General features: G+C 64.9%; 7 protein-coding genes. 6 read left to right on the forward strand and 1 reads right to left on the reverse strand.

Annotation, left to right across the window (positions count from 1 at the left end):
• Nucleotides 1-130: 130 nt before the first annotated feature.
• Nucleotides 131-1,441 carry a helix-turn-helix domain-containing protein gene (locus tag MAA8898_RS22450; protein WP_094023263.1) on the reverse strand — a complete coding sequence of 437 codons (1,311 nt, stop codon included), beginning with the start codon at nucleotides 1,439-1,441 and terminating at the stop codon, nucleotides 131-133.
• A 221-nt stretch (nucleotides 1,442-1,662) separates the two neighbouring features.
• Between MAA8898_RS22450 and MAA8898_RS22455 the strand changes: the two genes are divergently transcribed.
• The 6 genes from MAA8898_RS22455 to MAA8898_RS22480 form a co-directional block, all read left to right on the forward strand.
• Nucleotides 1,663-3,009 carry a substrate-binding protein gene (locus MAA8898_RS22455; RefSeq protein WP_094023264.1) on the forward strand — a complete coding sequence of 449 codons (1,347 nt, stop codon included), beginning with the start codon at nucleotides 1,663-1,665 and terminating at the stop codon, nucleotides 3,007-3,009.
• Between the two features lie 102 nt (nucleotides 3,010-3,111).
• Nucleotides 3,112-4,119 (forward strand): branched-chain amino acid ABC transporter permease, encoded by a 1,008-nt coding sequence (locus MAA8898_RS22460; protein WP_094023265.1) that lies wholly within the window; start codon nucleotides 3,112-3,114, stop codon nucleotides 4,117-4,119.
• A gap of 4 nt (nucleotides 4,120-4,123) precedes the next feature.
• Complete coding sequence (locus tag MAA8898_RS22465; RefSeq protein ID WP_094023266.1) at nucleotides 4,124-5,323, forward strand: branched-chain amino acid ABC transporter permease; 1,200 nt, start codon at nucleotides 4,124-4,126, stop codon at nucleotides 5,321-5,323.
• A gap of 12 nt (nucleotides 5,324-5,335) precedes the next feature.
• Nucleotides 5,336-6,094: an ABC transporter ATP-binding protein gene (locus MAA8898_RS22470; RefSeq protein WP_094023267.1), complete on the forward strand. Its 759-nt coding sequence runs from the start codon at nucleotides 5,336-5,338 to the stop codon at nucleotides 6,092-6,094.
• A gap of 86 nt (nucleotides 6,095-6,180) precedes the next feature.
• Nucleotides 6,181-6,936, forward strand: coding sequence for an ABC transporter ATP-binding protein (locus tag MAA8898_RS22475; RefSeq protein WP_094023268.1), 756 nt, complete (start codon nucleotides 6,181-6,183; stop codon nucleotides 6,934-6,936).
• A gap of 86 nt (nucleotides 6,937-7,022) precedes the next feature.
• Nucleotides 7,023-7,191: acetyl-coenzyme A synthetase N-terminal domain-containing protein (locus MAA8898_RS22480; protein WP_141194924.1), on the forward strand; the 169-nt coding region annotated here is incomplete at its 3' end.

The raw sequence follows: 7,191 nt of genomic DNA on the forward strand, positions 1-7,191 counted from the left end.
TTGTTGTGGCATCCGTCCTGACCGGCAGTAGCGAAAGATTATTCCGTTCCGAACCCAAGTGTCAAAATACAGTTGTCCACCCACGGTTTTTTTCCCGATTGCACCGAACGAACGTCGCGCGGCGACCGCCTCATCGCCGCGGCGAGGTGGCCAGGATCGACGGTTCGCGCCGCCCCGGGCAGGCGTCGCGCGGACAGACCCGGCAGGCCAGGCCCAGCGGCGCCAGCGTCGGCGGAGCCTCGACGCCCACCGGCAGCGGCCGCACCAGCATGTGCGCCTGGTAGAGCGGATCGGCGTTGACCGCGGGTCCGCCCATCGGCGTCGCCAGCGCCTCGGACCAGAGCGCGACACCGCCGCGGCCGGTCTGCATCACCGGGCCGGCGATGATGACGTGCGGCCGGCTGAGCACGCGGTACAGCGGCCACAGCGGACAGGCGGCGCCGAATCGCGGCATCGGGAAATCCGGCAACGGCTTGCGGTAGATCAGCACCCCCGAGGCATCGCAGATCGCCAGCCCTACCGGGGTCGGCAGCACCTCCGCCGGCATCGCCGCAAGCCGCCGCATGATCCGCGCCGGATCGGCCTCCAGCACGCCGGCCAGAGCCGCGGTATCGGGACCGTGCGACGCGATGGCCGGACGCAGGACCTCGATCGGCAAGGCCCGGGCGTCGGCGGCGTAGCGCTCCAGCCAGGCCCGCAGCAACCCGCGCGCCGGGGTCGACAGGCCCTTGCCGAGACGCTGGAGCGCTGCGGCCACGTTTGCGCCGGCCTCCAGTTCGGCAACCGCGTGACCGGCCTTTTCCAGCGCCGTGTCCAGTTCCTCCTGCGGCGCGCCGGTGTCCAGGTTCGACGTCTCGTCCGCCTCGAGGTAGGTCACAAGGCCGCGGCTCGTCTCTGCCAGGCGACCGCTGTCCTCGTAGATGTTGCGATGGAACCGGGCCTGCCATTCGGCGTCGATCTCGCCCGGCTCGGCCAGGATGGAGGCCGCCGACCGGATCGCCGTCACCGTCGACAGCATCTCGTGCAACGAGGCGGCCAGGTGCGGGTCATGAGTCATCCGGTCGTTCAAGGTCTCGAGGCTGCGCTCCAACTGCGAGACGCGGGACCGGCTGCGCGCCAGCAGCTGCGCCCAGCCCGGAAACCGCCCGGCAAACTCGTCCACCCGGTCGATCTCGGCGCCCGCCTCCGGCATGTCGGACGCCGCCTCGCGCAGGTTGGCGACCAGCGTTGCCCCCGCCCCTTCGGTCAGCGCGCCCGGCTCGACGCCAAGGATCTCGGCGATGGTCAGCAACAGTTTTCCGCCGATTCTGCGGCGGTTGTGCTCGATCAGGTTGAGGTACGAGGCCGAAATTCCCGCTTCGCGCGCAAGGTCCGTCTGTTTGAGGCCACGCAGCACGCGTCGCTCACGAATGCGGGACCCTGTCAGGGTGTCGCGGGGCATGCTGCTTTCCTATGAGCTTTCAAGGGCTTTCTGCGACGCAACATAAACTCCTTTACAGCATCAGGCCGACGGCTTTTCAGATGTTCACAAAAAAATTGTTGTGAGTAAAGCAGTTGTTGCGCGGTTTTCCGTCTGCCTGCCATATTGCATTTGCACAACTGTGCGATCGCCCCGCGTGTTGAGGAGAACCCGGGGCGGATATCTCGAAACGGGAGGATTTCATGTCCAGACTGAATGTGACGCGCCGCGGCGTGATCAAGACCGGTGCGGCCGCCGGCGCCGGGTTGGCTTTGCCTACATACCTGTCCGCAGCCAGCCACTCGGGTTTCACCAACGCGCCCACCGGCGATACCGTGACACTCGGGTTCAACGTGCCGCAGACCGGCCCCTACGCGGACGAAGGCCTCGACGAACTGCGCGCACAGGAACTTGCCGTCCAACACCTGAACGGTGAAGGCGATGGCGGCATGCTGAACACCTTCTCCTCGAAGGCGCTTCAGGGCAACGGCATCCTCGGCAAGAAAGTCCAGTTCGTCACCGGCGACACCCAGACCAAGTCTGACGCTGCCCGCGCATCGGCCAAGTCGATGATCGAGAAGGACGGCGCGATCATGATCAACGGCGGCTCGTCCTCGGGCGTGGCCGTTGCCGTGCAGGGTCTCTGCCAGGAAGCCGGCGTGATCTTCATGGCGGGTCTGACCCACGCCAACGACACCACCGGCAAGGACAAGAAGGCGAACGGTTTCCGTCACTTCTTCAACGCCTACATGTCGGGTGCCGCGCTGGCGCCGGTGCTGGCGAACGCCTACGGCAAGGACCGCCGCGCCTATCACCTGACCGCCGACTACAACTGGGGCTGGACCCAGCAGGAGTCGATCCAGGCCTCGACCGAGGCGATGGGTTGGGAAACCGTCAACAACGTGCTGACCCCGCTCGCGGCAACGGACTTCTCGTCCTACATCGCGCCGGTGCTGAACTCCGGCGCAGACGTGCTGGTGCTCAACCACTACGGCGGGAACATGGTGAACTCGCTCACCAACGCCGTGCAGTTCGGCCTGCGTGACAAGATGGTCAACGGCAAGCAGTTCGAGATCGTCGTCCCGCTGTACTCCGAACTGATGGCCGCCGGTGCCGGCGCCAACATCAAGGGCGTGCTGGGCTCGATGAACTGGAACTGGCAGCTGCAGGACGAAGGCACCAAGGCATTCGTCAAGTCCTTCGGCGAAAAGTACGGCCGCCCGCCGTCGAACTCGGCGCACACCTGCTATGCCCAGGTCCTGCTCTATGCGGACGCCGTGGCGCGCGCCGGCTCGTTCAACCCCTGCGCCGTCGTCGAGGCCCTCGAGGGCTTCGAGTTCGACGGTCTGGGCAACGGCCCGACCCTCTACCGTGCCGACGACCACCAGTGCTTCAAGGACGTGCTGGTCGTGCGCGGCGCCGAGAACCCGACAACCGAATTCGACACGCTCGAAATCGTCGAGATCACGCCGCGCGCCCAGGTGGAATACGCACCGGATCACCCGATGTTCGCGGGCGGTGCGCTGGGGTCCTGCAACCCCGGGGCATGACCCCCTGAAAATGGCGGGGCGGGCCACGGCCCGTCCTGCTCTTTTCCTCCCCCTGTCGGCAGTCCGGTGCCGACCTTGTCATTTTCCGAAAAGGGCGGGACAATGGACGCAATCCTTGTGCAATTACTCGACGGACTCTCCAAGGGTTCGAACTATGCGCTGATCGCGCTTGGCCTGACGCTGATCTTCGGCACGCTCGGTGTCGTCAACTTCGCGCACGGCGCGCTGTTCATGATCGGCGCCTTTTGCGCGGTTACGCTCCAGCGCATCCTGGCGCTGGGCTACGAGACGGTCGATCCCACGCGCACCGATTTCCTGGGCAACCCGCTCAAGGTCACGACGACCTATGTCGAGGACATTTTCGGGCCGGAACTGGGCGGCAGCATCATCGAATGGTCGGTGCCTCTGGCCGTGCTGTTCGCGATCCCGATCATGCTGGCGATCGGCTACGTCATGGAACGCGGCCTGATCAAGCATTTCTACAAGCGTCCGCACGCCGACCAGATCCTGGTGACCTTCGGCCTGGCCATCGTGCTCCAGGAGATCATCAAGGCCTACTTCGGCGCCAACCCGATCCAGACGCCCGCTCCCGCGGCGCTGAACGGCGTGGCAATGCTGATGGAAAGCGTCTCCTACCCGATCTGGCGGATCGTCTACTTCTGCTTTGCGATGGTCATCATCGGCGCCGTCTTTGCCTTTCTGCAGTTCACCACCTTCGGCATGGTCGTGCGCGCCGGCATGGCCGACCGCGAGACCGTGGGCCTTCTGGGCATCGACATCGACAAGCGGTTCACCTTCATGTTCGGCCTCGCCGCCGCGGTCGCGGGTCTTGCGGGGGTGATGTACGGGCCGATCAACGCGCCAAACTATCACATGGGCATGGATTTCCTGGTGCTCAGCTTTGTGGTGGTCGTGGTCGGCGGGATGGGCTCGCTGCCGGGCGCCGTCGCGGCCGGGTTCCTGCTGGGCGTCCTCGAGAGCTTTGCCTCGACGACCTGGGCCACCACCACCCTTCCCGGCATCAACCAGATCATCATCTACCTTGTCGCCATCGTCATCCTTCTGACCCGTCCGCGCGGTCTGATGGGACGCAAAGGCGTGATGGAGTAAGCCCATGTTCGGACTCGACAAGAAAGACAGCACCCTGCTGATCATCGTGGCGCTGCTGACAATGTGCGCGCCCTTCATCCTCAACCCCTTTCCCTCGGACAGCGGCCTTGCGCAGTTCAATGCCGGCTACCCGGACCTGATGCAGCGCTTCGTGATCTTCGGGATCTTCGCCATCGGCTTCAACATCCTCTTTGGCCTGACCGGCTACCTGTCGTTCGGTCACGCCGCCTTCCTGGGCGTCGGCTCGTACTCGGCGGTCTGGATGTTCAAGCTGCTGTCGATGAACATCATCCCGGCGATCATCCTGTCGGTCGTCATCGCCGGGCTGTTCGCGCTGCTGATCGGCTTCATCTCGCTGCGGCGATCGGGGATCTACTTCTCGATCCTGACGCTGGCCTTTGCGCAGATGTCCTTTGCGCTGGCCTACTCGGTGCTCACCCCGATCACCAACGGCGAAACCGGCCTGCAACTGACGCTGGACGATCCCCGCATCCTGGGCGTGAGCCAGACCGCCGACGGCTCGATCCCGGTGACCAACCTCTTCGGGCTCGAGATGCGGTCATCCTTCAACCTCGACGTCGGGCCGTGGGACTTCACCTTCTCGTCGGGTTACTACGTCTGCGCCATCGTGATGCTGCTGTCCTTCTACCTGTCGATCCGGATCTTCCGGTCGCCCTTCGGAATGATGCTGCGCGCGATCAAGTCGAACCAGCAGCGCCTGAACTACACCGGCCTGAACCCCAAGCCCTACACGCTTGCCGCCTTCGTGATCTCGGGCATGTACGCCGGTCTCGCAGGCGGCCTGATGGCCTCGATGGACCCGCTGGCCGGGGCCGAGCGGATGCAATGGACCGCCTCCGGCGAGGTGGTTCTGATGACCATCCTCGGCGGCGCGGGCACGCTGATCGGCCCGGTTCTGGGCGCCGGCATGATCAAGTACTTCGAGAACATCTTCTCCAAGATCAACGACAACGTCCTGCACACCTGGTTCAGCTTCATGCCTGACGGCCTCGAGGACTTCATCGTCGCCATCGTGCATCCCTTCGTCGGCAAGGGCTGGCACCTGACGCTGGGCCTGATGTTCATGATGGTCGTGATCTTCCTGCCCGGCGGCCTCGTCGAAGGGGGTCAGCGCATCGCCCGGCTGTTCGGCCGCAAGAAGGCCGACGCCGCCAAGTCGGCCAAGACCGAACCCGCGGAATAAGGAGAGAGACCCATGGGAATTCTTGAAGTCAAGGATGTGGGCAAGCGGTTCGGCGGCCTCAAGGCGCTGTCGGACGTGAACCTCTCGATCCAGGAAAACACCTGCCACGCGATCATTGGCCCCAACGGGGCGGGCAAGTCGACGCTGCTGAACTGCCTCGTCGGCAAGCTGATCCCCGACACCGGGTCGGTGATGTTCAACGGCCAGTCGGTGCTGGGCCGCAGCCCGCACGAGATCAACCAGATGGGCATCTCCCGCGTGTTCCAGACCCCCGAGATCTTTGGCGATCTCACGGTGTTCGAGAACATGATGATCCCGCTTTTTGCCAAGCGGGACGGCTCCTACCGCCTGCATGCCTTCGAGTCGGTGGCCGACGAGCGCGAGCTGATCGCCGAGGCCGAGCGGATGCTCGAGGACGTGAACATGCTGGACAAGCGCCACATGCACTCGGCCTCGATGTCACGCGGCGACAAGCGGCGGCTGGAGATGGCAATGTGCCTGGTGCAGAATCCCAAGCTGCTGCTGCTGGACGAACCCACCGCCGGCATGGCGCGCGCCGACACCAACAATACGATCGACCTGCTCAAGGAGATCAAGCAGAAGCGCGACATCACCATCGCCATCATCGAGCACGACATGCACGTCGTGTTCTCGCTGGCCGACCGCATCACCGTCCTGGCACAGGGTACGCCGCTGGTCGAGGATGTGCCCGAAAAGATCAAGGGCCACCCCAAGGTGCAGGAAGCCTACCTGGGCGAAACCCACGCCTGACCCCGTCGCGCGCGCCCCGGACCTGCGCCGGGGCCTCCCACCAACCACGAGGTCCCGGGCCAGGCCCGGGACGGGAGTAGAAAACGATGAACGTCCGTCCCGATTTCTCCAAGAATTCCAACATGGCAGAGACGGCGCCCGCCTTCCTGTCGGTCTACGACATGCACTCGTACTACGGCGAAAGCTACATCGTGCAGGGCATCAGCTTCAACGTTCACGAAGGCGAGATCCTGGCCCTGCTGGGCCGCAACGGCGCCGGCAAGACCACCACGCTGCGCTCCATCGCGCGGCTGGACAGCCCGCAGGTCAACCACGGCGAGATCTGGCTGGACCACCAGCCGCTGCACCGCATGAAAAGCCACGAGGCCGCGTCGGTGGGCCTGGGGCTCGTCCCCGAGGACCGGCGCATCATCCCCGGCCTCACGGTCGAGGAGAACCTGCAACTGGCGCAGATCGCCCCGCCGATCGGCTGGTCGATCGAACGGCTCTACGATCTCTTTCCGCGCCTCGGCGAACGCCGCAAGCAGGAAGGCACGACGCTTTCGGGCGGCGAACAGCAGATGCTGTCCATCGCCCGCGCGCTGGCCCGTGACCTCAAGGTGCTGCTGCTGGACGAACCCTACGAAGGCCTCGCCCCGGTCATCGTCGACGAGATCGAAAAGACCCTGCGCCACATCAAGGAACAGGGCATGACCACGATCATCGTCGAGCAGAACGCCGTGCGCGCGCTGCAACTGGCCGACCGTGCGGTGATCCTCGACACCGGGTCCATCGTCTTCGACGGCAGCGCCGCCGAAGTGCTGGAGAACGAGTCGCTCAGGGCTGAATACCTCGCGATCTGACCCGCGCCCACGCGACCAACGCACCACTTGATTTCGGGGGCCGGGACTTGTTCTCTGCCCCCGAGTTGTTTCTGGAGGAGAGCCCGATGAGCACCACTTACCCCCCGTCCGAAGCCCTGGTCAAAAACGCCCACGTCGACCTTGCGCGCTACGACGCGCTGTACAAGCGGTCTGTCGAGGACCCCGAGGGGTTCTGGGCCGAGCAGGCGCAGCGGCTGGACTGGATCAAGCCGCCGACCGAGATCAAGAACACCG

This window comes from Antarctobacter aquimaris, assembly GCF_900184945.1.
GTDB classification, from domain to species: Bacteria; Pseudomonadota; Alphaproteobacteria; order Rhodobacterales; family Rhodobacteraceae; genus Maliponia; species Maliponia aquimaris.

Coding starts and splice junctions, on each gene's coding strand:
- MAA8898_RS22450 (WP_094023263.1), bottom strand. CDS start 1,441: ATGCCCCGCGACACCCTGACAGGGTCCCGCATTCGTGAGCGACGCGTG.
- MAA8898_RS22455 (WP_094023264.1), top strand. CDS start 1,663: ATGTCCAGACTGAATGTGACGCGCCGCGGCGTGATCAAGACCGGTGCG.
- MAA8898_RS22460 (WP_094023265.1), top strand. CDS start 3,112: ATGGACGCAATCCTTGTGCAATTACTCGACGGACTCTCCAAGGGTTCG.
- MAA8898_RS22465 (WP_094023266.1), top strand. CDS start 4,124: ATGTTCGGACTCGACAAGAAAGACAGCACCCTGCTGATCATCGTGGCG.
- MAA8898_RS22470 (WP_094023267.1), top strand. CDS start 5,336: ATGGGAATTCTTGAAGTCAAGGATGTGGGCAAGCGGTTCGGCGGCCTC.
- MAA8898_RS22475 (WP_094023268.1), top strand. CDS start 6,181: ATGAACGTCCGTCCCGATTTCTCCAAGAATTCCAACATGGCAGAGACG.